At 74.1% G+C, this 24,169-nt stretch carries 21 protein-coding genes and 1 pseudogene; 12 read left to right on the top strand and 10 right to left on the bottom strand.

What is annotated here, in order from left to right; genetic code table 11:
* Positions 1 to 117 precede the first annotated feature (117 nt).
* Both LFA75_RS12440 and LFA75_RS24110 read left to right on the top strand, forming a co-directional pair.
* Positions 118 to 1,134 (top strand): IS481 family transposase, encoded by a 1,017-nt coding sequence (locus LFA75_RS12440; RefSeq protein ID WP_225233946.1) that lies wholly within the window; start codon positions 118 to 120, stop codon positions 1,132 to 1,134.
* Between the two features lie 28 nt (positions 1,135 to 1,162).
* Positions 1,163 to 2,186: pseudogene (locus LFA75_RS24110) on the top strand (IS5 family transposase).
* Here the strand turns inward: LFA75_RS24110 and LFA75_RS12455 are convergent.
* Positions 2,183 to 2,632 (bottom strand): MarR family winged helix-turn-helix transcriptional regulator, encoded by a 450-nt coding sequence (locus LFA75_RS12455; RefSeq protein WP_225233949.1) that lies wholly within the window; start codon positions 2,630 to 2,632, stop codon positions 2,183 to 2,185. The pseudogene LFA75_RS24110 and the gene LFA75_RS12455 sit on opposite strands and share 4 nt — an antisense overlap.
* Positions 2,633 to 2,728: 96 nt before the next feature.
* Here LFA75_RS12455 and LFA75_RS12460 point away from each other — a divergent pair, with 96 nt between their 5' ends.
* A complete protein-coding gene (locus LFA75_RS12460) occupies positions 2,729 to 3,571 on the top strand; it encodes a hypothetical protein (protein ID WP_225233950.1) in 843 nt (280 codons plus the stop codon).
* 114 nt (positions 3,572 to 3,685) lie between these two features.
* Here the strand turns inward: LFA75_RS12460 and LFA75_RS12465 are convergent, their stop codons facing one another.
* The gene (locus LFA75_RS12465; RefSeq protein WP_225233951.1) at positions 3,686 to 4,195 is read right to left on the bottom strand and encodes an HAAS signaling domain-containing protein; all 510 of its coding nucleotides are present in this window, start codon (positions 4,193 to 4,195) and stop codon (positions 3,686 to 3,688) included.
* Entirely contained in the window at positions 4,192 to 4,536 is a 345-nt protein-coding gene (locus LFA75_RS12470) for a PadR family transcriptional regulator (RefSeq protein WP_225233952.1), read from the bottom strand. Before LFA75_RS12470 ends, LFA75_RS12465 begins: the two co-directional genes overlap by 4 nt.
* A 124-nt stretch (positions 4,537 to 4,660) precedes the next feature.
* Here LFA75_RS12470 and LFA75_RS12475 point away from each other — a divergent pair, with 124 nt between their 5' ends.
* On the top strand, positions 4,661 to 6,154 hold the full coding sequence (locus LFA75_RS12475; protein WP_225233953.1) for an NAD-dependent malic enzyme: 1,494 nt from the start codon (positions 4,661 to 4,663) through the stop codon (positions 6,152 to 6,154).
* Between the two features lie 48 nt (positions 6,155 to 6,202).
* Positions 6,203 to 7,153, top strand: coding sequence for an ABC transporter substrate-binding protein (locus LFA75_RS12480; RefSeq protein WP_225233954.1), 951 nt, complete (start codon positions 6,203 to 6,205; stop codon positions 7,151 to 7,153).
* Positions 7,154 to 7,161: 8 nt separating this feature from the next.
* Here the strand turns inward: LFA75_RS12480 and LFA75_RS12485 are convergent, their stop codons facing one another.
* A complete protein-coding gene (locus LFA75_RS12485) occupies positions 7,162 to 8,964 on the bottom strand; it encodes an RNA-binding domain-containing protein (protein WP_225233955.1) in 1,803 nt (600 codons plus the stop codon).
* A 72-nt stretch (positions 8,965 to 9,036) separates the two neighbouring features.
* On the opposite strand from LFA75_RS12485, the gene LFA75_RS12490 reads away from it, so the two are divergent.
* Positions 9,037 to 9,894 (top strand): Fpg/Nei family DNA glycosylase, encoded by an 858-nt coding sequence (locus LFA75_RS12490; protein ID WP_225233956.1) that lies wholly within the window; start codon positions 9,037 to 9,039, stop codon positions 9,892 to 9,894.
* Between the two features lie 87 nt (positions 9,895 to 9,981).
* On the opposite strand, the gene LFA75_RS12495 is transcribed toward LFA75_RS12490, so the two are convergent.
* On the bottom strand, positions 9,982 to 11,037 hold the full coding sequence (locus LFA75_RS12495) for a YrzE family protein (protein WP_225233957.1): 1,056 nt from the start codon (positions 11,035 to 11,037) through the stop codon (positions 9,982 to 9,984).
* Between the two features lie 109 nt (positions 11,038 to 11,146).
* The gene (locus LFA75_RS12500; protein ID WP_225233958.1) at positions 11,147 to 12,256 is read right to left on the bottom strand and encodes an MBL fold metallo-hydrolase; all 1,110 of its coding nucleotides are present in this window, start codon (positions 12,254 to 12,256) and stop codon (positions 11,147 to 11,149) included.
* 63 nt (positions 12,257 to 12,319) lie between these two features.
* On the opposite strand from LFA75_RS12500, the gene LFA75_RS12505 reads away from it, so the two are divergent.
* Together LFA75_RS12505 and LFA75_RS12515 are read left to right on the top strand one after the other, a co-directional pair.
* Positions 12,320 to 12,496 (top strand): hypothetical protein, encoded by a 177-nt coding sequence (locus tag LFA75_RS12505; RefSeq protein ID WP_225233959.1) that lies wholly within the window; start codon positions 12,320 to 12,322, stop codon positions 12,494 to 12,496.
* 607 nt (positions 12,497 to 13,103) lie between these two features.
* Positions 13,104 to 14,684, top strand: a complete 1,581-nt coding sequence (locus tag LFA75_RS12515) for a cation:proton antiporter family protein (RefSeq protein ID WP_225233961.1) — start codon at positions 13,104 to 13,106, stop codon at positions 14,682 to 14,684.
* Positions 14,685 to 14,754: 70 nt separating this feature from the next.
* Here the strand turns inward: LFA75_RS12515 and LFA75_RS12520 are convergent, their stop codons facing one another.
* The 4 genes from LFA75_RS12520 to LFA75_RS12535 all read right to left on the bottom strand — a co-directional run bounded on the left by LFA75_RS12520 (position 14,755) and on the right by LFA75_RS12535 (position 20,446).
* Positions 14,755 to 17,208: an ABC transporter permease gene (locus LFA75_RS12520; RefSeq protein WP_225233962.1), complete on the bottom strand. Its 2,454-nt coding sequence runs from the start codon at positions 17,206 to 17,208 to the stop codon at positions 14,755 to 14,757.
* A gap of 2 nt (positions 17,209 to 17,210) precedes the next feature.
* The gene (locus LFA75_RS12525) at positions 17,211 to 17,978 is read right to left on the bottom strand and encodes an ABC transporter ATP-binding protein (RefSeq protein ID WP_225233963.1); all 768 of its coding nucleotides are present in this window, start codon (positions 17,976 to 17,978) and stop codon (positions 17,211 to 17,213) included.
* Positions 17,979 to 18,127: 149 nt separating this feature from the next.
* Positions 18,128 to 18,724, bottom strand: a complete 597-nt coding sequence (locus LFA75_RS12530; RefSeq protein WP_225233964.1) for a TetR-like C-terminal domain-containing protein — start codon at positions 18,722 to 18,724, stop codon at positions 18,128 to 18,130.
* Between the two features lie 114 nt (positions 18,725 to 18,838).
* Positions 18,839 to 20,446: a hypothetical protein gene (locus LFA75_RS12535; RefSeq protein ID WP_225233965.1), complete on the bottom strand. Its 1,608-nt coding sequence runs from the start codon at positions 20,444 to 20,446 to the stop codon at positions 18,839 to 18,841.
* A gap of 195 nt (positions 20,447 to 20,641) precedes the next feature.
* Between LFA75_RS12535 and LFA75_RS12540 the strand changes: the two genes are divergently transcribed.
* Genes LFA75_RS12540 through LFA75_RS12555 form a run of 4 tightly spaced genes read left to right on the top strand, consistent with a single transcriptional unit; the run spans position 20,642 to position 24,156 of the window.
* Positions 20,642 to 21,301, top strand: a complete 660-nt coding sequence (locus LFA75_RS12540) for an HAD family hydrolase (RefSeq protein ID WP_225233966.1) — start codon at positions 20,642 to 20,644, stop codon at positions 21,299 to 21,301.
* A 10-nt stretch (positions 21,302 to 21,311) separates the two neighbouring features.
* Complete coding sequence (locus LFA75_RS12545; protein WP_225233967.1) at positions 21,312 to 22,544, top strand: sedoheptulose 7-phosphate cyclase; 1,233 nt, start codon at positions 21,312 to 21,314, stop codon at positions 22,542 to 22,544.
* Complete coding sequence (locus LFA75_RS12550; RefSeq protein WP_225233968.1) at positions 22,541 to 23,335, top strand: O-methyltransferase; 795 nt, start codon at positions 22,541 to 22,543, stop codon at positions 23,333 to 23,335. The genes LFA75_RS12545 and LFA75_RS12550 overlap by 4 nt, the downstream gene beginning before the upstream one ends.
* An 8-nt stretch (positions 23,336 to 23,343) precedes the next feature.
* Positions 23,344 to 24,156: a TauD/TfdA dioxygenase family protein gene (locus tag LFA75_RS12555; RefSeq protein WP_225233969.1), complete on the top strand. Its 813-nt coding sequence runs from the start codon at positions 23,344 to 23,346 to the stop codon at positions 24,154 to 24,156.
* Positions 24,157 to 24,169: the final 13 nt, after the last annotated feature.

The following is a 24,169-nucleotide window of genomic DNA, read 5'->3' on the forward strand; positions in this document are numbered from 1 at the left end:
TGTTGCGGTGCATGAGGTTGTTGACAGCGGGGCGGTAGGGGCCGGGACGTAGGACGGGTCCCCGGCGGCAGGATGTGAAGCGCTGACCACACGTCCTGACCGACCCGGAGACCCGTCTTGTCCCACGCTAACGCGCCCTTGACCCCTGCTGGCCGGCTGCGGTTGATCGACCGGTGCGCTACCCGTCCGATCGCGCACATCGCTGCTGAGGCCGGTGTGTCCCGGCAGTGCCTGTCCAAGTGGAAGAACCGCTACGACGCCCTTGGCGAGGTCGGGCTGCTGGACCGCTCCAGCGCCCCGCACGCCAGCCCCACCCAGACCGAAGGCGAGGCGGTAGCCCGCATCGAGGCGCTGCGGCGGGCGCAGAAGGGGGCCGCGCCGGTGATCACCGCCCAGCTCCACGGCGACGGTGTGGACATCAGCGCCGCCACCGTCGGACGGTGGCTGGCCCGACTGGGCATCAACCGCCGCCGCTTCCTGGACCCCGACGGGGACAACAACCGCGCCCCAGGCAAGATCACCGCCCGCTACCCCGGGCACATGATCCACGTCGATGTGAAGAAGGTCGGCCGCATCCCCGACGGCGGCGGATGGCGCGCCCACGGCCGCGGCAGCGACGGCGACCGCGCCGCCGCACGCGCCAAGACCGCCGCGGCCAAGACCGGCCAGAAGGCCGGCTACGTCTACCTGCACTCGGCCATCGACGGGTTCTCCCGACTGGCCTACACCGAACCCCTGGCCAGCGAGACCGCCAAGACCGCCATCGCGTTCTTCGCCCGCGCCCGCGCGTTCTTCCGCGCCCACGGCATCGGCCGCATCACCCGGGTCATCACCGACAACGGGTCCTGCTACCGCGCCGGGGCGTTCACCAGGTCACTGTTCGACGCCAGCCGCCACCAGCGGACCCGGCCGTTCACGCCCAAGCACAACGGCAAGGTCGAGCGCTACCAGCGGATCCTGGCCGAGGAGCTGCTCTACGCCCGCACCTGGACATCCGAAGCCCAACGAGCCCAGGCGATCGCGGTCTGGACCGTGCACTACAACTACCACCGACCACACACCGCCGCCGGGAACCGACCACCCGCCTCACGCCTCCACGCCGGCGTCACCAACGTCATGACGAGCAACAGCTAGGGCGTGTCTCCAAAGGTCTTGATCGGGGATGGGCGAGGCTGGCGGGGTGTCAAGGAAGCAGCTGCTGAGCGATGAGCAGTGGGCGTTGGTGGAGCCGCTGTTACCGCCGCAGCGGTCGGGTCGGGGTCGGCCGATGCGGGATCATCGGCAGGTCGTGGAGGGCGTGATCTACCGCTACCGGTGCGGGATCGCCTGGCGTGATCTGCCCGAGGAGTTCGGTCCGTGGCAGACGGTGTGGAAGCGGCACCGCCGGTTCTCCGGTGATGGCACCTGGGATCTGGTGCACCAGGCACTGGTAGCGAAGGCCGATGCCGTCGGTGCGGTCGACTGGGTGGTCAGCGTGGATTCCACGATCAACCGGGCCCATCAGCACGCCACCAACTTGCCCCGCGGGGAGCGCCCCGATCCCGCTGCTGGGACTGCTGCGGAGGTCACCGCGGAGTCCATTGGGAGCGCGGGGGGCTCAGCCGAATGACAAGAATCAGCTGCTCGCCGGCGGACTGCGCGCGGTAGACGCCCAGTTCCAGGGCTTGTACGACGAGCCGGCTGATCACGCGATCGGGCGCTCCCGCGGCGGGTTGTCCTCCAAGATCCACGCGCTGGTCGACCATGACGGCCGCCCGCTGGTCGTCCTCGTCGGCCCCGGGCAGGCCAACGACTCCCCGGTCTTCCCCCAGCTGATGGCCCGGCTGAAGGTGGCCCGCCCCGGACGCGGGCGACCCCGCACCCGCCCGACGGCGGTGCTGGCCGACAAGGCCTACTCCGCCCGGGCGCACCGCCATGCGCTGCGCGCCCGCGGCATCCAGACCGTCATCCCCGAGCCCAGCGACCAGATCCGCAACCGCAAACGCCGAGGCTCAGCCGGTGGGCGGCCACCGGCCTTCGACCCGGTGCTCTACCGCGACCGCAACGTCGTCGAGCGCAACTTCAACACCGTCAAGCAGTGGCGCGGACTGGCCACCCGCTACGACAAGCTCGCCATCGTCTACCGCGGCGGCGCCGTCTTACGAGCCATGACCATCTGGACCAGAGTCTTTGGAGACATGCCCTAGTCCGGCTCCCCCGGGCCCAGTGCGGCCACGGCCCGGCGGAGGAAGCGGGCGACGACCGCGACGTCGTCCTCGCTCATGTCGGCCAGCACCGCGCCGACGTCGTCGGCCATCGGGGTGAAGAACTCGCGGGCCAGCTCGCGGGCGCGGTCCTGCACCCGGAGCACGACCTGCCGGCGGTCGGTCGTGCTGCGCTCGCGCACCAGGTGCCCGGCCCGCTCGAGCCGGTCGACCAGGGCGGTGGTGGCCGCCGAGGACAGCCGCAGCTCGGTGGCAAGCCGGCCGGGGGTCATCTGCACCCCGCCCATCGAGGCGCCGACCACCACCGCGAGCGCGTCCAGGTCGGTGCGGTGCAGGTCGTGGGTCTCCCCGAACACCGCCGCCGTCCGGTTGCTGGCGACCGAGACCTCGCGCAGCAGCAGCACCACCTCGCGCTGGGTCGCGTCCACGATCACCTCCGCCTGCGGGTGTGCACCAGATGTTTCCACGGTAGAGAGACCTCGTCGTCGAGAGGCCGCACCGTCGAGGTGCAGGAGGAGCAGATCATGACCAGCACACGCCTGCAGGACGCGTCCAGCCGGCACGCGGCCGACCCCACCGCGGGCGGCCGGGACACCACCCGGGTGGTCGTCGTGGTGCTGGCCGCCGTGGCCCAGGTGGTCGGCAGCCCGCTGGGCTCGGCACTGTCGGGCCGCAGCGTCGGCGACGTCAGCGACGGCGCCCGCTCGCTGGTCACCCCGGCCGGCTACGCGTTCAGCATCTGGGGCCTGATCTTCCTGGGCTCGCTGGGCTGGGCGGTCTACCAGGCCCTGCCCTCGCAGCGGACCCGGCTGGTGCACCGGGTGACCGGATGGCCGCTGGCCGCCGCGTTCGCCGGCAACGCCGTCTGGGAGACCGTCTACCCCTTCGGCGGCGTCTGGCAGTACGTCACCCAGGTGCTGATCTTCGTCATCACGGCGTCGGCCGCGGTCGGCCTGGCCCGGCTGCAGCGCGAGGACGTGCGGGCCGACCTGCGCGGCTGGGCCCGGGTGCTGCCCGCCGCCACCGCCGGTCTGCTGCTGGGCTGGGTGACCGTCGCCCCGGTGGCCCAGGTGGGCAACACCGGTGTCGCCCTCGGCGCCGACCCGGCCACGACGTCCTCGGAGGTCTGGGCGGTCGCCGCGATGGTCGCCGTCGCGCTGGTCGGCACCGTCGTGGTGCTCCGGGTCCGGGTCGCGGCCGGGCCGTTCGTCGCCGCCGTGGTCTGGGGCCTGGTGGCCATCGCCGCGGCCGGGGGACCGACGCCGGTCACCGTCGCGGCGCTCGGTGCCGCCGTCGTCGTCCTGGTCGCGCTGGTGGCCCGCGCCCTGTCCCCCCGCGTCGACGCCGGGGCCCTGCTGCTCGGCTGAGCCACCGCGGCGTGGATCAGCTCCGACGACCACTGTGCATCCTCGGCCGCCGACGTCGGTGGCCGAGGATGCACAGTGGTCGTCCCACCTGATCCACGCCGGGGGTGGGGGAGGTCAGTTGGCCAGCTCGATGGCGACCCAGCCGACCAGCACGATGGCGAACGGGATGGCGAAGAAGACCAGCGGCGCCCACCGGGGGGTCGCCACCAGCGGCTGCCCGGTCCGGGGGTCGAGCACCTGGCGGGCCCGGCGGCCGACCATCCAGGCCGGCGGGACGCCGAGGACCAGCCCGGTGGCCAGCCACAGCCAGCCCGACCGGCCCAGGTACGGCTCGGCCCGCAGGAGGGGGAACGCGCCCCGGCCGCTCAGCCAGCCAGCGGCCGCGGCGAGCACCAGGGTGGTCGTCGTCCACCACCACGGCGGCTTGCGGTGCTCGTCGGTGAGGCCGGCCGCGTAGTCGCGCGGGGTGCCGAAGGCCTCGGTGGGGTCCTCGCCGGTGTCGGCGACGTGGCTCTCGACCTCGGCGACGATCTCGCCGATCCGGTCCGGCGGGACCTCCTGCAGCCGCAGGTGCAGCACGAGGGACTCGCGGTAGGCGGTGATGGTGTCGGGGGTTGTGGTCATCGGGTGCTCCTCGGGTCCGGGAGCAGGCCGCCGGCCCGCTCGGTGAAGGTGTGCCAGGCCGCCGACCGGCGGTCCAGGGAGTCGCGGCCGGCGGCGGTGACGGCGAAGAACTTGCGGCCGGGACCGCCCACGCCCTCGCGCCAGGACGACGTGAGCAGGCCTTCGGCCTCCAGCCGGTTGAGCACCGGGTAGAGCGTCCCGCCCTTGACCGCGCCGAGCCCGCCGGCCTGCAGCCGCTGGGCGACCGCGTAGCCGTAGGTCTCCTCCTCGGCCACCACGGCCAGCACCGCCAGGGGCAGCACCGCCCGCAGCCACTCGGTGGGTACGTCGTCCTCGGTCATGACTAGAGGCTAGCTAGCACTAGTCAGCGACGCAAACTAGTCGGGCCCTGTCGGGTATCGGTCGCAACGGTCGGCGCCCCGGGGGTGGACCGGGGCCGTCGGGCTGGGGAGGATCGCCGGTGCGATGAGCACCGACACCCAGACCCCAGCCCAGACGCCCGCCGAGACGCCGGCGGCGCCGCCGGCCCGCGGACCCGTCACCTCGGCGTCCTACTCGATCACCGTCCGGCTCTCCGCCGACGGCGACCCGGCGACCATCGGCCGGATCGCCACCGCGGTCGGCTCCGCCGGCGGGGCGGTGACCGCGATCGACGTCGTCGAGTCCCGCTCGGACGGGCTGACCGTGGACGTCACCTGCTCGGCCGCGGACGCCGCGCACTCCGAGGAGGTGGTCGCCGCGCTGGACGCCGTCGAGGACGTGCACGTGCGCAAGGTCAGCGACCGGACCTTCCTGCTGCACCTGGGCGGCAAGATCGAGGTCGTCTCCAAGGTCCCGCTCAAGACCCGCGACGACCTCTCGATGGCCTACACCCCCGGCGTGGCCCGGGTCTGCCTGGCGCTGGCCGACCACCCCGAGGACGTCCGCCGGCTGACCATCAAGGGCAACACGGTCGCCGTGGTCACCGACGGGTCGGCCGTGCTGGGCCTGGGCGACATCGGGCCCGGCGCCTCGCTGCCGGTGATGGAGGGCAAGGCCGCGCTGTTCAAGCGGTTCGCCGACATCGACGCCTGGCCGATCTGCCTGGACACCCAGGACGTCGACGAGATCGTCCGCACCGTCGAGCTCATCGCCCCCGGCTTCGGCGGCATCAACCTCGAGGACATCGCCGCACCCCGCTGCTTCGAGATCGAGGCCCGGCTGCGCGCCAAGCTGGACATCCCGGTCTTCCACGACGACCAGCACGGGACGGCGATCGTCGCGCTGGCCGCGCTGCGCAACGCGCTGCGGGTGGTGGACAAGCAGCTGGCCGACGTCCGGGTGGTGGTGGCCGGCGGCGGCGCGGCCGGGACGGCGATCGTCTCGCTGCTGCTGGAGGCCGGCGCGCAGCACGTGCTGGTGTGGGACCGCGAGGGCATCCTGTCCCCGGACGACGACCGGCTCTCCCCGGCCAAGCACGAGCTGGCGCAGCGGACCAACCCGGACTGCCGGCGCGGTGAGCTGCCCGGCGCCCTCGTCGGCGCCGACGTCTTCATCGGGGTCAGCGCGGGCAACGTGCTGCCGGTCGAGGCGCTGGCCGGGATGGCGGAGAAGGCGATCGTGTTCCCGATGGCCAACCCGACGCCGGAGGTGGACCCGGTCCGGGCCCGACCGCACTGCGCCGTCGTCGCCTCGGGCCGGTCGGACCTGCCGAACCAGATCAACAACGTGCTGGCGTTCCCCGGCGTCTTCCGCGGGCTGCTGGACGCCAAGGCCAAGGAGATCCGACCCGGGATGCTGCTGGCCGCCGCCGACGCGCTGGCCGCCGTCGTCCGGGACGACCAGCTCAACGCCAACTACATCATCCCCAGCGTCTTCGACTCGGCGGCGACGGAGGCCGTGGCGGCCGCGGTGGCCGCTTCCGCGCGGCAGGAGCCGGGCGCGACGGTGCAGGTGGACGAGGACCGGCTGCCGGTCTGACCCGTAGCCGTCGCTAAGGTGAGGCTCCCCTAACAAGAGGAGCGCACCGTGGCACGACGGACCGGACTGATCGCGATCGCGGCGGTGGGCGGCCTGCTGCTCACCGCCTGCGGGTCGTCGACCGCCGAGGACACCACCCCGGCCGCGACCGGCGAGGAGACCCGCTCGGTCGTCCACGCGCTGGGCACCACCGAGGTCACCGGGACGCCGGAGCGGGTCGTCGTACTCGACAGCGGCGAGCTGGACGCGGTGACCTCGCTGGGCGTCGTCCCGGTCGGCACGGTGGAGACCGAGGGCCTGCTCGACGAGCTGGCGGCCACCCACGACTTCGACGCCGCCGACGTCGAGGTGGTCGGCACCATCGCCGAGCCCGACCTGGAGGCCGTCGCCGCGCTGGCGCCGGACCTGATCCTGACCAACGCGATCCGGCACGCCGACCTCTACGACCAGCTCTCCGCGCTGGCCCCCACGGTCATGTCCGCCGAGCTCGGCGCCGTCTGGCAGGAGAACTTCCTGCTCTCGGCGGAGGCGATGGGCATGACGGAGCAGGCCGAGGAGCAGCTGGCCGACTACGACGCGCGGGTCGAGGAGATCGCCGCCGCCTGGGGCGACCCGGCCGGCACCGAGGTCGCCGTCCTGCGGTTCATGGGCGCGGGGGAGGTCCGGGCCTACGCCCGCGGGTCCTTCGTCGGCAGCGTGCTGGCCGACGTCGGCTTCAGCTGGCCCGCGGCCCTGGACACGACGGAGAACCGGGTCGAGCTGTCCCCGGAGTCGCTGGACCAGGTCACCTCCGACGTCGTCTTCTGGTCACCGGGCTTCGGCGAGACCGGGCAGGCGGAGTCGGCCTCGGTGCAGTCCGGCGGCCTGTGGACGGCGCTGCCCGCGGTGCAGGCCGGCGCCGACCACGAGGTCGACGACAGCCGCTGGTTCCTGGGCCTGGGCCCGTCCGGCGCGGACCTGGTGCTCGACGACCTGACCGAGATCGCCGCCTCCCGCTGATGGGCCCGTCAGAACAGGCGGTCTGGATCGGCTGTGTCGGGAGCAGCTGGAACGGCAGGGGCCGGGACATCGTCCGTGAGTACGTACACGACATGCGAACCGCGCCGTGGGCCGTTCGGGGCGAAATCGATCAGCCCTCGCTTGCGCAACCGAGTCAGTCGGTTCCGTGCTGTAGGCACGTCGCAGTCGAGGTAGGCGCGCACGTCCTCGTTGGTGATGCGGTCGTGACGGCGTAGGTGGCGCAAGATCTTGTCGTCGTCCTCGTCGATCGACCTGTTCACGTATGTGACGGCGGAGCGCATGCCTGCGATCGTGCTGGCGGCGAGTTCGTACTTCGGTGCAGTTCGCCGAGCCGTTGCGCGTGTGGGTTGTAGAAGACCCGACCGTTCCATCCGCGTCAGAACGCGTTGGACGTCGGTGCTCGGACGCTGGAGGCGGGCTGAAAGAGCTCCGGCATCGAGTGACTTCGCATTGCGGAGGGCAGTCAAGATCATGAGGACATCTACGTCGCCGGTCAGTTCAGGCGGCATGAGATCGCCCCGCAGGAACCGGGCGAACGCCTCGTCGCCTCGGCCGCCGGGCAGTGTGACGCGGAACCGAACACCGTCCTCCAGCGTCGGCGGTTCTTTGCCCAGGCGTGCAACTTCGCGGAAGGCCCGGTCGAACCCCAGGCCGGACATCTCGGCCAGCTTGAGGCGGGCGAGGTTCAGGGTGAGGAGCTCGTTCCGGGGCGAGGCCGCGTCGTGCAGAAGGCGGTCAACCCTGAGCGTCGGCAGAAGACCCCCGGGGCTGGACACGACCAGCTCGTCGGGTGAGTGGACGATCTCCACCAGCCCTGGCTGCTCCCAGTCGCGGTGCGCGAAGGCGTTGGCGAAGATCTCCCGCAGCGCATCCGGCGGATAGTCGACGAGGTCGACCTGCTGGGCACCGACGCGAATCGTCTGCACCCTCGAGAGGGCGCCGACCAGGGAGATCAACTGGTCGAGCAGGGCCACGAGCGAGGGCGCCCGGTCAGTGCCTCGGAGCAGAACCCGAGCTTCGGAGCCCGGGCTCTCTCGTGTCTGGACGTTGACCCCCCACTCCGGGATGGCGTCGCGAAGTGCGTTGGCAGTTCCGAAGAGCAGAACGGCAGCTCTGGTGAGGCGGCCGTCGGTCAGCAAGCCCGTGTTCTTGCAGAACTCGGAGACGTCGTTCTCTGCGGCGGCTGCGAGCTCGTCGTGCCCATTCAGTCTGAGCAGGGTGGCGGCGCGTTCCATGGCTGCGCGGGAGAGGGCTTCCACGGTCAGGCCGGAGTCCCCGGCGGACCAGTCGTAGCGCTCGCGGACCGTCCTCAATCCTCGGAGCTGCTCTCCACGCAGGGGCATGCACCGGTCGCCCACCCGCGTCTTGTAGACCCCCTGAGTGGTGCCGCAGACACTCGACCCCTGAGGCACTTCCAGTGCGTACACCGTCTTGCCGTCCGGCTCGCGGACCGTTGGGCGCACGGTGACGGCTGGCGAGGTGCGCTCGAAGATCGCCTTGACCACCTCGTCCAGAGGGAACCGCCGGACGTCCACGCCGCTGATCGCCTCGGACCGGGTAGGCGCCTTGTCGCGTACCCCGAGCACGATGACGCCGCCCTCGGCGTTGGTGAAGCAGACGGCAGTCTCGGCCAGGAGCTTGTAGAACGCCTCCTTCGCCTTGCTGACGCCCGATTGCTGGACATCAGGGCAGGCCTTGAAGTCCAGCACCTGTTGCTCGACCTCGTCCGCGGACCAGTTGTCGGCGATCGACAGCAGAGCCGCATCAGCCGTTGCGAGGTGGACGGGCATGAGGGAATGATATGCCATTGATAAAGGCGAGCAACGGTTCGCGCTATCAATGAGTTGTCATAGGAGGAGCCGGTGCCCGAGTTGCCCGAGGTGGAGGCGCTGGCCGCGTTCCTCCGCGAGAACGCCGTCGGCAAGGTCGTCACGCGGGTCGACCTGACCGGCATCCAGACGATCAAGACCTTCGACCCGCCGCTGAGCGCGCTGGCGGGGCTCGAGGTCACCGGGGCCACCCGGACCGGCAAGTTCCTGGACATCGACGTCTCCGGCGTTCACCTGGTCGTGCACCTGGCCCGCGCCGGCTGGCTGCACTGGCGGGCCGAGCTGCCCACCGCGCCGCCCAAGCCGGGCAAGGGACCGCTGGCGCTGCGCGTGCACCTGGACGACGGCGCCGGCTTCGACCTCACCGAGCAGGGCACCCGCAAGGGCCTGGCGGTGTACGTCGTCCGGTCGCCGTCCTCGGAGGTGCCGGGGATCGCCCGGCTGGGCCCCGACGCGCTGGCGCTGGACGCGGAGTCGTTCGCGGCGCTGATGAAGGGCCGCAAGGGGCAGATCAAGGGCGCGCTGACCGACCAGACGCTGCTGTCCGGCATCGGCAACGCCTACTCCGACGAGATCCTGCACGTGGCGAAGCTGTCGCCGTTCAAGGGCGCGGACAAGCTCACCGACGAGGAGTCGCTGCGCCTGTACGACGCGACCCGGACGACGCTGACCGACGCCCTGGAGCGGCAGGTCGGCCAGCAGGCGGCCAAGCTCAAGGGCGAGAAGCGGGCCAACCTGCGCGTGCACGCCCGCACCGGCCTGCCCTGCCCGGTCTGCGGGGACACCGTCCGCGAGGTCTCGTTCGCCGACACGTCGCTGCAGTACTGCCCGACCTGCCAGACCGGCGGCAAGCCGCTGGCCGACCGCCGGATGTCCAAGCTCCTGCGCTAGATACCCCCCCGGGGCGGAGGAACCTTTGCACCCCTCCCGGGGACCAGGAGGAGGTGCAGAGGTTCCTCTGCCTCAGGGGAGCGGGGCTCAGACCTCGGCGGGCTCGAAGGCCGCTTGGTCGACCCGGCGGTGGTAGCGGGAGCCGAGCTTGCCGCCGAGCATCGCGCCCAGCAGCGTCACCAGCAGGACCGCGCCGAGCGCGATGAGGCCGGCCGTGGTCGCGGTGCCCGACTCGACCGGCAGCGCCGGCAGGTTGAGCTGGTCGAACACGTTGTACTGCGAGCCCAGCACCAGGCCGGCCAGCGCGGCGAGCACGGTGACGATGACGCCCCAGATCCAGACGCCCAGGCCCTGCTTGGTGCCGTTGAACCGGGCCATCCGGCCGGCCACGTAGCCACCGGCCAGGTAGGCGATGAACAGCACGACCAGCAGCGCGATCGCCGCACCCAGGCCGATGCCGCTGTCGGCCTGGTCCGCGGCGTCCTGCGCGGTGCCCAGCGTGGAGTACAGGCCGAACGCCAGGCCGGCCGCGGACAGGACCGCCAGCAGGATCACCGCGATGCCCACGGCGCTCATCCAGCCGAAGAACGCCGAGCCCATGTGCAGGCCGCCGTAGCGGGCGCGCTGGGCGGCGGCCATCTCCTTGGCCGTGGTCGGGATGACGGCGCCGGTCCGGTCGTCGCGGCCGTCCCCGTCCCGGTCGACGGCACCCGCACCGGTGCGGTCGTGGTCGGCTCGGTCGTGGTCGTGGTCGTGGTCGTGGTCGTGCCGATCCCGCTCCAGGCGCTCCTGCTCCCGGCGGTCGTGCTCCAGCCGCTCCCGCTCCAGGCGCTCGTGCTCGAGCCGCTCCCGGTCGGCGAGCTGGTCGTGCTCAGGGGCGCGGTTGCCCGGGGCCTGGTTGCCGAAGGCCGCGGTCGCCGGTGCCTGGTTGCCCGGGGCCTGGTTGCCGTAGCCCTCGATCGGGGCCTGGGTGCCGTACCCGGCCGGGGTGGCGGCGCCGTTGCCGTAGCCCTGCGGCGCCGGGGACTGGTTGCCCGGCGCCTGCGGGGCGGCGGCCTCGTGCCGGCCGGTGCCGGTGGGGTCCAGCGGAGCAGCGCTCGAGCCGGTGGCGGGGGGTGTGGTCCCCCGGGTGTCGTCGGCCATCGTGCGACCTCCAGTCGGTGGGCACCGGGGCCATGGCGGCCCCGGTCGTCGGTGAGGGGTGCCCGCTGGGGGAACCGGTCAACCCCGTCGACGCCGGACCGTGACCGGGTCAGACGACGGCGGACCACCAGTCGGGGGTCGTCGGGGTGGCGTCGGTCAGGTCCAGCCGCTCGCCCGGCCGGGGGACGACGACCTGGACGTCGCCGGCCGCGGCCAGCAGGCGCTCCACCGGCTCCGCCCAGGCGTGGAAGGCCAGGTTGAACGTCGCCCAGTGGATCGGCAGGAACACCCGGCCGCCGAGGTCGCCGTGCGCCCGCACGGCCTCCTCCGGGTCCATGTGGATCGCCGGCCACTGCTTCCCGTAGGCGCCCACCGGCAGCAGGGTGAGGTCGAACGGGCCGTGCTGGGCGCCGATCGAGGCGAACGCCGGGTGGTAGCCGGTGTCGCCGCCGAAGAAGACCCGGTGCCGTGGGCCGGCGACGACCCAGGAGGACCACAGCGTGTCGTCGCGGGACAGGCCGCGGCCGGAGAAGTGCCGTGCCTCGGCGCAGGTGAACGTCGTCCCGCCGACGGTGTGCGAGCCGTCCCAGTCCAGCTCCACGATGCGGTCCTCGGGCACGCCCCAGCCGCGCAGGTGCTGGCCGATCCCCAGCGGCACGACGAAGGGGGCGGTCTGCTCGCGCACCAGCCGGCGGACCGTGGGCAGGTCGAGGTGGTCGTAGTGGTCGTGGCTGATCAGGACGGCGTCGACCGGCGGGATGTCCTCCAGCGGACCGGGCACCGGGTGCAGGCGCTTCGGGCCGACCAGCGTCGAGGGCGAGACCCGCTCGCCCCACACCGGGTCGACCAGCACCCGGGCGCCGTCGACCTCCAGCAGCGCGCTGGCGTGGCCGTACCAGGTGACGGCGAGCTCGGTGGCCTGCGCGGGCACCTGCGGGGTGACCAGCGGCACCGGGCGGGAGGGCACCCCGGAGCGCCGGCTCTGCGTCAGGTCCCGGAACATCTCGACCCGGTCGCCCTCGATGGTCTTGCTGGGCACGGTGTTGCGGAACTTGCCCTCGGAGAAGTTCGGCGAGCCGGCGACCACGGGGCGCACCCGGCGGCGCGAGGCGCCCATCGAGACGGGCACGCCCCAGGCGGCGCGGGCGATCGCGACGGCCGGGACGGCGAGGGCGGCGGTGAGCGCGTAGCTCCGGACGAGGCGCGAGAGGGACGGCACCCCACCAGTGTCCCCACCCGTGCGCCGGGCCGCCGCGGTCAGCCCGCGCTGCTGGTGCCGCCGGTGCCCGTCGTCGGGGTCGAGGTGGTCGTCGGGGCCGAGCTGGTGGACGGCGAGCTGGTGGACGGCGAGCTGGTGGACGGCGTGGGGGTCGGTGCCGTCGTGGTGGGGGGCGTCGTCGTCGGTGCGGTCGTGGTCGGCGCCGTCGTCGCCCTGGTCGTCTGGCGGTCCCGCCGGTGAGCGCCGGTGCCAAGGCGGTCTACCGGCCGATCGGCCTGGTCGGCAGCCTCGTGGCCGGTGCGGTCTCCAGCGCCGTCTTCGGCCAGGTCTGGAAGCGNTCTGCCTGTGTTTATTTGTCTGTACATAATCCGAGACCACCGAGATCTACACAAGGGGTATCGGCGGCAGCGTCCGATGTGTATAAGGAACAGGGGTCAGCCCGCCCACGGCCACGGCACCCAGCCCGATCGCGGCGACCGGGGCCGCCGCGCGACGCCGCAGCCGGCGGGCGCTCGGGCGCCGGGTGACCCGGACCGGGACCGCGGGCGGCAGCACGGCCGCGGGGGTGATGACCGGCTGGGGGCCGGTGTCGGCGTGCTTGCCGTAGACCTCGGCGTCCTCGTCGAGCCACGGCTGGCGTGCGTCGTCCTCGTCCGGTGCGCTCATCAGGTGTTACCCCCCGTCCTGGATACCTCTCCATGGCACCACGGATCGCGCCGATACGCCCGTTGACCTGCGCATTTGTCGCTGTGCGTCCACGGTCGGTCACCGTCCGGTGGGCGCGGCGGGCGCCCGGACCGGCACCGGGTGGGCCAGGATCACCGGGGACCACTGCGAGAGGAGCCCTGTGGACGACGTCTCCGCCATCCTGCTGGCCGTCCTGGTGGGCGGTGTGCTGGCCGCCCTGGTCCGGCTGCCCCCGCTCCTGGGCTTCCTGGCCGCAGGCTTCGTGCTGTACCCGCTCGGGGTGCAGGCGCCGCCCGCGCTGGGGACGATCGCCGACCTCGGGGTCACCGTGCTGCTGTTCGGCGTCGGGCTCAAGGTCGACCTGCGGGCGCTGGTCCGCCGCGAGGTGTGGCTGACCTCCAGCGTGCACGCCTTGGTCAGCACCGGGATCACCGCCGGGCTGCTGGGGTTGCTCGCCGTCCTCGGGGTGGGGCTGGCCGCCGAGGGCGGGCTGCGCTCGTGGCTGCTCATCGGGTTCGCGCTGTCGTTCTCCAGCACGGTGTTCGTGGTCAAGGTGCTCGAGGAGCGCGGGGCCACGCAGACGCTGACCGGGCGGCTGGCCATCGGCGTGCTCGTCGTCCAGGACCTGCTCGCCGTGGTGTTCCTGGCCGTCGCCGAGGGCACGGTGCCCAGCCCGTGGGCCCTGCTGCTGGTCCTGCTGATCCCCGCCGCCCCGCTGCTGCGCCGGGTGCTCGTCCGGCTCGGGCACGACGAGATGCTGCCGCTCTACGGGATCGTGCTGGCCCTGGTCCCCGGGTACGCGCTGTTCTCGGCCCTGGGGGTCAAGGGCGACCTGGGCGCCCTGCTGCTCGGCGTGCTGCTGGCCGGTCAACCGCGCTCGGCGGAGCTGGCGAAGTCGCTGTTCAGCATCAAGGACCTGCTGCTGGTCGGGTTCTTCGTCTCGATCGGGCTGGCCGGGCTGCCCACCGGCGGCGAGCTGGTCATCGCCGCGGCGCTGCTGCTGGTGCTGCCGGTGCAGGCCCTGGTGTTCGTCGTCCTGTTCTACCTGGCCCGGCTGCGCCGGCGGACCGCGGTGTTCACCTCGACGGTCCTCACCAACTTCTCCGAGTTCGGGCTGATCGTGGCCGTGGCGCTGCCCGACGACCTGCTCGACCCCGGCTGGGCCGCGCCGCTGGCCGCGGCCGTGGCGGCGTCGTTCGTGCTGCCCTCGCTGATCGGGGACCGGCCCGACCGGCTGGTGGACCTGCTCCGGCGGTGGCTGCCGGACCGTCCCGACGAGCGGCTGCACCCCGACGACCGGCCGCTGGACCTCGGCGACGCGCAGGCCGTCGTCCTGGGGATGGGCCGGGTCGGGTACGCCGCGCACCGCCGGCTGACCGAGGAGTACCGGCTGCGGGCCATCGGCATCGAGGCCGACGGGCTGCGGGTGGCCGACCTGGCCGCCGACGGCGTGCACGTGATCGAGGGCGACGCCACCGACCCGCGGCTGTGGGAGGAGCTGGAGCTGCACCACGTCGAGCTCGTCCTGCTGGCGATGCCCGCGCACGACGCCAACCTGGCCACGCTCACCCGGCTGCGGGCGCACGGCTTCGAGGGCACGGTCGCCGCGGTCACCCAGTTCGACGACGACCTGGCCGAGGTGCTGACCGGCGGCGCGGACATCGGCCTGCAGCTCTACGAGGGCGCCGGCGCCGAGCTGGCCGACCGCGCCGTCGGACGCCTGCCCCCCACGCAGGCATAGAAACCTCCGCACCCCCGGACCGGACCGTCAGGGGGTGCAGAGGTTCCTCTGCCCCGGGCCGCCGCCGGGGTCAGCCGGCGATGGCGGCCACCGGGGCGGTGCGGGCCGCGCGGCGGGCCGGCAGCACGCTGGCCAGCAGCCCGGCCAGGGTCGCGACCACGACGATCGCGCCGACCTGCAGCCACGGGACCGAGATCACCGTGCCGTCGGCGGACAGCGACCCCAGCACCGACGCCGCGCCCACCACGCCGTACCCGCCGCCGAGCAGCACGCCCAGCACCGCGGCGACCCCGGCGACCAGCACGGCCTCCCAGGCGAGCAGCCCGCGCAGCTGGCCCCGGGTGAGCCCCAGCGCCCGCAGCAATCCGCTCTCCTGGCGCCGCTCGACCACCGACAGCGCCAGGGTGTTGCCCACCCCGATCAGCGCGATCAGCACGGCCACGCCGAGCAGGCCGGTGACCACCAGCAGCAGGGTGTCCAGGATGTCGTCGATCGCGGCGCGCTCGCTGGCGATGCCGGTCACGAACGCGGTGGGGACGGCGGTGCCGGCCAGCTCGGTGACGTCCTCGACCGCGGTGGCGGTGTCGGCTCCGTCGGCCAGCCGCAGCCAGACCTGGCCGATGCCGGCGTCAGGCACCAGGGCGGAGAGCTCGGTGCCGGTCAGCCGCGGGGAGGAGACGTCGTCGCTGCCCAGCACCGTGGTCAGGGTCAGCGACCGGTCGCCCGCGGTGAACGTCACCGGGTCGCCGCCGGAGACCCCGAACTGCTCGGCCAGGTACGGCGGCAGCACGACCTCGCCGAGGGCGGGGAGCTGCTGGTCGGTGGTCGAACGCAGCACCGGCAGGGTCGCCGCGGTGTCGAACCCGTCGGCCTGCCACGGCTGGCCGTCGGGTCCGGTGAGCTCGGCGGTCGTGACCCCGACGCCGGCGGTCACCCCGGTGACCTCCTCGAGCTGGCCCAGGAGCGGGGCCGGCAGCCCGGCGCCGAAGTCCTGGACGACGACGTCGGTCGGGTAGGCGGCGTCCAGCCCGGCCGAGGCGGTGGCCCGGGTGGAGGCGGCCCCGACCACCATCGCCGTCGTCAGGGTCACCCCGATGACGAGCGCGGTCGCGGTGGCCGCCGTCCGGCGGGGGTTGCGGGTGGCGTTGCCCGCGGCCAGCCGGCCGGGCACGCCGCCGAACCGGCCGAGCAGCCGGCCGGCCAGCGCCACCACCGGCGGGACGGCGCGCTGGGCGAGCAGCAGGGCACCCAGGAAGCTCAGCACCCCGCCGGGCAGGGCGATCAGCACCTGGCCGACCTCCGCGCCGTAGAGCAGCAGCGCGACGCCGGGCACCAGCATCAGCAGGCCCACGACCAGGCGCAGCACGCCGCTCCGGGAGCGCAGCGGGGCGGCGTCGGTGGGTCGGAGGGCGGCCAGCGGGGCGACCCGGGTGGCGGCCCGGGCCGGGGCCAGCGCGGCGACGACGGTGGTCAGCAGACCGACGGCGAGCCCGGCGACGACGGCGATCCACGGCACGGACACCCCGGACAGGGGGATGGGCGAGTCCAGCGCCCCGGCCAGCGCGGAGACGCCGGCGGCCAGGCCGATGCCGGCCAGCACGCCGAGCACGGAGGCGGCGAGCCCGGTGATCGCCGCCTCGCCGAGCACGCTGCGCCGGATCTGCCGCGAGGTGGCCCCGACGCAGCGCAGCAGCGCCAGCTCGCGGGTCCGCTGGGCCAGCAGGACGGCGAAGGTGTTGGCGATGACGAGCCCGGCGACGAGCACCGCGACGGTGGCGAAGACCAGCAGGACGACGGCGAGGGCGTCCGAGCTGCCGGTGATGGCGGCGGCAGCCAGCTCGGCGGCCTCCTCGCCGGTCGTCAGCCGGGTGTACCGCGTGGCGTAGGACGCCTGGAGCTCGGTGCGGTCGGGGTCGCCGGCGATGCGCAGCTCGGTGACGGTGGCGTCCCACGCCTGCGCCTGCTCCGGCGTCACGAAGCCCTGGGTGAACAGGCCTGCGGTGACCGAGCCGGACAGGTCGACCAGGCCGGTGACGGTGAGCTCGTCGGTGATCTCGTCGCCGGCGGCGTCGTAGGTGGTCACCGGGAGGGTGTCGCCGACCGAGACCCCCTCGGTCTCGCCGAGCAGGATCTCCCCCGGGCCGGTGGGGAAGGCGCCGGCGGACAGCTGCTGCCAGCGCAGCAGCGGGTCGTCGGCGAGGGCCGTGACGGCGACGTAGCGCGCACCGGCCCGGTCGGGCAGCACGGCCTGCACGGAGGTGTCCCACTCCGGGGCGACGGCCCGGACCCCGGGCACGCCGGACACCGGCCCGACGACGTCGGCCAGGGACTCCCCGTCCGTGGAGGTGAGCACCAGGTCGGTGCCCGCGTACTGGGCGCCGACGGAGTCGAGCACGGTGGACTTCGCGGTCTGGTTGAGCACGAGGGTGGCGACGACGAACGCGACCGCGATGACGATCGCGGTCATCGAGGCGATCAGCCGCCCGGCGTTGGCCCGGACCTGGGCGAGGAGGACCTGGTTCACGGTCAGCCACCCAGCCCGCGGAGCGCGTCGATGACGGCGTCGGCGGTGGGGTGGTGGACCTCGCCGGCCAGCTGCCCGTCGGCCAGCAGCACGACGCGGTCGGCGTAGGCGGCGGCGACCGGGTCGTGGGTGACCATGACGACGGTCTGGCCGGTCTCCCGGACGCTGGAGCGCAGCAGGCCCAGCACCTCGGCGCCGGCGCGGGAGTCCAGGTTGCCGGTCGGCTCGTCGGCGAAGACGACGTCGGGGCGGGGGAGCAGGGCCCGGGCGACGGCGACCCGCTGCTGCTGGCCGCCGGACAGCTCGTAGGGGCGGTGCCCGAGCCGGTCGCGCAGCCCCAGGCGGGCCACGACGTCGTCCATCCAGGCCCGGTCGGGGCGCCGGCCGGCCAGCTGCATCGGCAGCGTCATGTTCTCCGCGGCGGTGAGCACCGGCAGCAGGTTGAAGGCCTGGAAGACGAAGCCGATCCGGTCCCGGCGCAGCTTGGTGAGCTGGTCGTCGCGCAGGCTGGTCAGCTCGGTGTCGCCCAGCCAGACCTGGCCGGCGGTGGCGGTGTCCAGCCCGGCGAGGCAGTGCATGAGGGTGGACTTGCCGGAGCCGGACGGGCCCATGATCGCGGTGAACCGGCCGCGCTCGAACCCGACGTCCACCCCGCCGAGGGCGTGCACGGCGGTCTCGCCCTTGCCGTAGGTCTTGCGCAGGTCGACGGCGCGGACGGCGGCCGTGGTGGGCGGCGCCTCGCCGGGGACGGTCATCACGGGCACGGACATCGGGGCTCTCCTCGGACGGGGATCTCGGTCGCCGTCCAGCGTGGCCGTGGACACCCTCCACCCGCGTCGGAGCTGGGTCCTCACCGTCGGGACTCTGTGCTGCCCCCGTGGGCGGACCCGGGTCATCCCGCAGGGGGACGCCCCGGAGCTCAGCCGACGGGCACGACCGGCAGCAGCACCCGGTCCACCAGCTCGCCGACCTCGGCCGCGGTGCGCGGCGCGGGGTCGGCCGCCGAGCGGTCCCACCACAGCGCCAGCACCAGCCGGCGCAGCAGCGCCCCCTGCCGGTCCGAGACCCGGTGCCCCCGGGCGGCGTGCCGGTCGACCACGGCGGTGACCGCGGCGTCCAGCGGTTCGACCACCGCGACCTGCAGGCCCACGCGCAGCTCCTCGCTGTGCCGGGCCTGGCCGACGACGGCGGCCAGGGCCCGCTCGTCCCGGTCCATCGCCCGGGTCCAGGGGGCGAGCAGCGCGACCAGGTCACCGCGCAGGGACCCGGTGTCGGGGACGGCGGGCACCGGGTGGCAGCGGCGCAGTGCCTCGGCGAGCAGCACCTCGGTGTTGGGCCAGCGTCGGTAGACCGCGGCCTTGCCGGCGCCGGTGGCGGTCACCAGGGCGTCGGCGTTGAACCGGTCCAGGCCCACCTCGGCCACCAGGTCGAGGGCGCCGGTCAGCAACCGGTCGGTCAGGCCGGCGTCCCGGGGGCGGCCCAGGCGCGCGCCCGGCCGGCCCAGCTCCTGCGTCACGGAGACTCGTTCCCAGGCGCCGCGCGCCTCGTCAGAGGTGGGTGCACCACCTCGCCGACGCCAGGCTCTTGACGCCCCGGCCACGCCGGTGGGGCGACGATACGACGACCGGGGTCATTCGTCGAAGAGGTCCCCCGGGCCGGTGCGCGTCACCGGCACCGGGGCGCCGTCGACGGGCAGCACGTCGAGCCGGCGTCCGTCGTCGGGGGTCGTGGTCGTGCCGCCCGGGCCGGTGAGCAGGACGGTGACCTGGGAGGTCCCGGACTCACGGTCGGCGACGACGCAGCGGGCGGCCAGCACGACGGCGGCCGGGTCGGTGCCGGCCGGGAACGCCCGGGAGCCGCAGCCGACCTGCTGCAGGGTGCCGTCGGCCAGCCGGTCGGCCCAGGCCGTGCTCACCACCAGGGCTCCGCCGGGCAGCGGGACGGCGAGCACCACCGCGTCCACCTCGCCGCCCACCGGGCGCGGCAGCGGGCCGGCCCAGACCAGCACCGGTGCCAGCGCCGCGGGGTCGAGCCCGGTGGGCGCGGTGACGGCGCCCAGCGCGGCGTCCGCGGCCGCCTGCCGGGCGCCCCCGTCGGCGGGCGACCCGCGCAGCGGCGGACCCACCGCGGCCGGCGCCGTCGCGCCCGCGGACCCGGCCCGGGTCACCGGCACGTCGGCCAGGGCGACCGGGGAGACCTCCCCGGTCCGGGCCACCTGCACCCGGACGGCGAGGCCGCCGGGGTCGGGTGCGGCCAGCTGCAGCGCCGCCACGCCGTCGTCCACCGGCTGGGCGCGGTAGACCCGCTGCACCGCACCGGAGGGGCCCACGACCTGGCCGGCCGAGACCCGGACGCCCTCGTCGGGGTCGGCGACCACGACCAGCGCGGTGTCCAGCAGCAGGGCTGCCGGGCGGTCGGCGCGCAGGGCAACCGGCTGGTTGGCCGGCTCGAGGTCGGCGGCGGGGGCGCCGGTCGCCGCGGTGGACCACTGGCCGACCAGGCCGTCGGCGGTGTCGCCGACCACCAGCACGACGCGGCGGTCGAGCAGGTCGCCGGCGAGGACGACGCGCCGGTCCGCCGGCGCCGCCCGCCCGGCCCACGGCGCGTCCCGGGCGGCGGCGAGGAAGGCGGTGTCGTCGGCCAGCGAGCCCCGGGCCGGTCCGTCGAACCGGCCGGCGGCCGCGGCGGCCGCGGGGGTCGGGGCCGTACGCGGGAGCTGGGTGGCCAGCACCGCGACCACCGCCAGGACGGCGACCGCGAGCGCCGGGCGTGCCCACCGCGCCCGCCGGTGGGCGGCGACGACGGGGACCGCGGCGGCGTCGTCCCGGACCGGGGGGCGGCGGACGGCCAGCAGGCCGGCCAGCGCCGCCGACGGGTCGGGCAGCGCCGCCCGGGCCCGGGCCAGCCGGTCGGGGTCGGCCGGCAGGTCCTCGTGCGCGCGGACCAGCGCGGTCCGGTCGGCGGGTGCCAGCCCGGCGAGGACGGCGGCGGTGCGCCGGGCGGCGGTCAGCTCGGCGGGGGAGACCCACCAGGGATCCGGGCCGGCCTCGGTGATCCGGCCCCGTCCCGGCCGGGTCCGCAGCAGGGCGCGGACCGCCGCGGCGTGGTCGTCGGCGGGGGACAGGCGGGCCAGCGCGCGGTCCACCCGCTCCTCGGCGGACCGCTCGTCGCCGGTCAGCAGGAACGCCGTCCCGAGCAGCGCGGTGCGGTGCCGGCGCACGACCGCGGGGACGTCCACACCCGCGATGGTGCACCGCTCCGGCGGGCGGAGGGGGCCCTCCGGTGGTCCACTGAGGTCGGACCGCCCGTCGCCCGTCTGGCAACCAGCTGAACATTTCCCGCTCAGCCTGCTTAAACAGGCCTTACCTGGCTACAGTCCTCGCACCGCCGCGGCCGATCGAGCGTGCCCGGCCACAGACAAGCGAGGTCCTGCGTGTCCGCTCTCCTGTTCGGTTCCATCAGCACCATCGCCGACACCTCCGAGCTCCAGCGGGAGTCGTTCAACGAGGCGTTCGCCGCCCACGACCTCGACTGGCGCTGGGAGACCGACGACTACCGCGAGATGCTCCGCGGCAACGGCGGGGCCGACCGGGTCGCCGGCTACGCCGCGCAGCGCGGCCAGGACGTCGACGCCGCCGCCGTGCACGCCACCAAGTCCGAGCTGTTCCAGCAGAAGCTCGGCCGCGGCGGGCTGACCGCCCGCCCGGGCGTGCTCGAGGCCCTCCGCAGCGCCAAGCAGGCCGGCGGCAAGGTCGCCCTGGTGACCACCACCTCGCCGGAGAACGTCGTCGCGCTGGTGCAGGGCGTCGACGACCTGCAGCTGTCGGACTTCGACCTGGTGGTCGACAACTCGGTGGTGCAGCAGTCCAAGCCGGACCCGGCCGCCTACGCCTACGCGCTGCAGACCCTCGGCGAGGACGCCGCGGACGCCGTGGCCGTCGAGGACAACGTGGGCGGTGTCGAGTCGGCCACCGCCGCCGGCGTCACCTGCCTGGCCTTCCCGAACACCAACACCGCCGGGCACGACTTCGGCGACGCCCGGGTGGTCGACCGGCTGGACCCGGCCGACCTGCCCGCCGGGCTGCAGGCCTGAGGGACCGGGGATGACCACCGTCAGCTCGTCCGTCACCCGCACCGACGGCGGGTTCTCCGTCGAGGCCGTGCACCGCACCGAGTACCGCCTGGTGCCGGTGGACGGCGTCTTCGCCCTGCACAACCCGCAGCTGGCCGACTGCTACCGCGCCGCCGGCCGCTGCCTGGCCGTCGTCGACGAGAACGTGCTGGCCCGCCACCGCGACGCGATGCAGGCCTACTTCGACGCCGCCGGGGTCGAGCTCACGATCATCCCGGTGGCCATCGCCGAGACCGACAAGACGATGAGCACCCTGGAGCGGCTGGTCGACGCGTTCGGCGCCTACGGCCTGCTGCGCACCGAGGCCCCGTTGGTCGTCGGCGGCGGGCTGGTCACCGACGTGGCCGGGTTCGCCTGCGCGTCCTACAAGCGGTCCACGCCCTACATCCGGATCCCCACCACGCTCATCGGGCTGATCGACGCCAGCGTCTCGATCAAGGTCGCGGTCAACCACGGCAAGGCCAAGAACCGGCTCGGCGCCTACCACGCGTCGTCCACGGTGTTCCTGGACTTCTCGTTCCTGGCCAGCCTCGCCGAGGACCAGGTCCGCAACGGCATGGCCGAGCTGATCAAGATCGCGGTGGTCGCCAACCGGACGGTGTTCGACCTGCTCGACGAGCACGGCGAGGAGCTGCTGCGCACCCGCTTCGGCCACCTCGACGGGAACCCCGAGATCCGCAAGGTCGCCGACCAGGTGACCGACGAGGCGATCGACACCATGCTCCAGCTCGAGGTGCCCAACCTCGCCGAGCTGGACCTGGACCGGGTGATCGCCTACGGCCACACCTGGAGCCCGACGCTCGAGCTGACGCCGGACATCCCGTACTTCCACGGGCACGCCATCTCCGTCGACATGGCGTACTCGGCCACCCTGGCCGCCGAGCGGGGCTACATCTCCGTCGCCGACCGGGACCGGATCCACGCCCTGATGAGCCGGCTGGGCCTCACCGTGGACAGCCCCTACCTGACCGCGGACCTGCTGCGCGACTCCACCAAGTCGATCCTGCAGACCCGGGACGGGCTGCTCCGCGCGGCGGCGCCCAAGCCGATCGGGGAGTGCACGTTCATGAACGACGTCGGGGACGACGAGCTCGTGCAGACCCTGGAGCTGCACCGCGAGGTGGCCGCCGCGCTGCCGCGCGGGGGCGCCGGGGTCGACGCGTTCATGGTGCCGCGCACGAGCCCGGTCGTCGCCGCGCCGTGACGTCGTCCACCGCGCACGGGCTGCGTCCGGTCACGCCGCTGGGGATCCTGGCGGCGCGGCTGGACGCGCTCTGCGCCCGGCCGGACGGCCTCCCGGCGGACCTACGGGCCGAGCTGGAGGCCGTCCGCGACCTCGCGGTCGGCTTCGAGCCCTACCTGGAGGAGCACTCTTCGCCGGAGTCCCCGGGGCTGGCCCGGCTCGCGGACCGCACCCGGTCGGCGGCCTGGGCCGGCACCCTGGAGGCCGAGATGCTCTCCGGGCACGTCGAGGGCGTGTTCCTGTCCTTCCTGCTGTCGATGACCCGCGCCCGGCGGGTGCTGGAGATCGGCATGTTCACCGGCTACGGCGCCCTGGCGATGGCCGAGGCGCTGCCCGAGGACGGGCAGGTGGTGGCGTGCGAGCTGGACCCCGAGGTCGCCGCCTTCGCCCGGGAGTGCTTCGCCGAGTCCCCCGCCGGGGCGCGGATCGACGTCCGGGTCGGGCCGGCCGGGGACACCCTGGCCGCGCTGGCCGTCGAAGGTCAGCAGTTCGACGTCGTCTTCGTCGACGCCGACAAGGCCGGGTACGCCGGCTACCTCGACGCGCTGCTGGAGACCGGTCTGCTCGCCCCGGGCGGGCTGGTCGCGGTGGACAACACGCTCATGCAGGGCCAGCCCTGGGCCGGCGAGCGCACCGCGAACGGCGAGGCCATCGCCGCGTTCAACCGCCAGGTCACCGCCGACCCCCGGGTCGAGCAGGTGCTGGTGCCCCTCCGCGACGGCATCACGCTGGTCCGCCGCGCGACCACCTGAGGAGATCCGTGCACACCACCACCCTGCAGCCGCTGGGCGCCGAGGTCACCGGCCTGGACATCGCCGCGGCCACCGACGAGGACGTCGTGGCCCTGCGCCGCCTGCTGGCCGACCGGGGCGTCGTCGTGCTGCGCGACCAGCACGTCGACGACACCGTCTTCCTGGGCTTCCTGCGCAGCTTCGGCGAGCTCACGTTCACCGCCGGCGAGACCCCGGTCGACGGGTTCCCCGACCTCAACGTGATCAGCAACGTCGGCCGGGCCGAGCCGCCCCGCAGCACCTTCCACGTCGACAGCTCCTACCTGTCGACGCCGCCGGCCTACACCGCGCTGCGGGCGGTGCAGATCCCCTCGCAGGGCGGGGAGACGGTCTTCACCGACCAGTACCGCGCGCTGGAGACGCTGCCGCTGGACCTCCGGGCGCAGGTCGAGGGCCGCAGCATCCGGCACGTCGTCACCGGCATCGACCCCGGGCTGCTGACCGAGGACGACGAGACGGAGGCCGAGCACCCGATCGCCCGGCCGCACCCGCTCACCGGCCGCCCGGCGCTGTACCTGACCACGCCCAAGCGGTGCGCCGGCATCAGCGGGCTGGACGACGACACCTCCGCCGGGCTGGTCGCCGAGCTCTACGCGCACTCCACCACCGCGGAGAACAGCCTGGCCCACGCGTGGTCCCCGGGCGACGTCGTGGTGTGGGACAACGCCTGCGTGCTGCACCGCGGCGACCACTCCGTCGTCGTCGGCGACCGGGTGATGCACCGCGGCATGGTCCGCGACCACGGCCCGGCCGCCGCCGACGCCGCGGGGAGCGGGCACTGACCGCCCCGGCCGC

This window comes from Klenkia terrae (assembly GCF_900491935.1).
In the GTDB taxonomy this organism is placed as follows: domain Bacteria; phylum Actinomycetota; class Actinomycetes; order Mycobacteriales; family Geodermatophilaceae; genus Klenkia; species Klenkia terrae.